This is a genomic window from Streptomyces boncukensis, from assembly GCF_011045075.1.
GTDB classification, from domain to species: Bacteria; Actinomycetota; Actinomycetes; order Streptomycetales; family Streptomycetaceae; genus Streptomyces; species Streptomyces boncukensis.
On the sequence record NZ_JAAKZZ010001022.1, the window covers coordinates 1 to 983 of the forward strand.

Genomic DNA, 983 nt, shown 5'->3' on the forward strand with positions numbered 1-983 from the left:
GTGTCTGCGGTGTTGCAGGCGTTGGGGCGGGTGCATGTCGCGGGTCAGGATGTGGACTGGGAGGCGCTGTATGCCGAGTCCGGTGCCCGGCGTGTCGAGCTGCCCACCTACGCCTTCCAACACCAGCACTACTGGCTGCTGGAAGAGACAGCGGACCGTGACCCGGCGTCGATGGGACTGGGTTCGGCCGAGCATCCGCTGCTCGGCGCGATGGTTCCCCTGCCTGGCTCCGACGGCGTGGTCTTCACCGGTCGACTCGCGGTCAACACACAGCGGTGGCTGGCAGATCACGCAGTCGGCGGGATGGTCCTGCTGCCGGGTACGGCCTTCGCCGAGTTGGCCATCCGGGCAGGAGACCAGGTGGGCTGCGGCCGGATCGAGGAGCTCACACTGAGCGCCCCGTTGACGTTGCCCGAGTCGGGCGGTGTACAGCTCCAGGTGTCCGTGGACGGGGCGGACGGTTCGGACCGTCGCGCGTTCGTCGTGTACACGCGGGACGAGGCCGAACCGGAGGCGTCCTGGACGGAGCACGCCACGGGCGTACTGGCCCCGCAGGCCGCGCCGCCGTCGTTCGATTTGGCGCAGTGGCCGCCGGCGGGTGCGGAGCCGGTGGAGCTTGACGGGTTCTATGAGGAGATGGCGGGGGCCGGGCTGGTGTATGGGCCGGTGTTCCAGGGGTTGCGGGCGGCGTGGCGGCACGGTGGTGACGTGTATGCGGAGGTGGTGTTGCCGGAGTCGGTGCGGGATGAGGCGGAGCGGTTTGGTGTGCATCCGGCGCTGCTGGATGCCGCGTTGCACGCGGTCGGGGTCGGTGACTTCGTCGGTGAGGGTGCGGCACTGCCGTTCGCGTGGTCGGGGGTCGAGCTGTATGCGTCGGGTGCCTCGGTGTTGCGAGTGAGAGTGCGGGGCGTGAGTGGTGGCGAGGTCTCGCTGGAGGTTGCGGATGCGGCGGGGTTGCCGGTGGTGTCGGTGGAGTCGTTGAT

At 69.6% G+C, this 983-nt stretch carries 1 protein-coding gene; it reads left to right on the forward strand.

Going from position 1 to position 983, the window contains the following annotated elements; translation table 11 throughout:
- Positions 1–983, forward strand: a 983-nt coding sequence (locus G5C65_RS37695) for a polyketide synthase dehydratase domain-containing protein (protein ID WP_206442725.1), incomplete at both ends; no start/stop codon positions are given.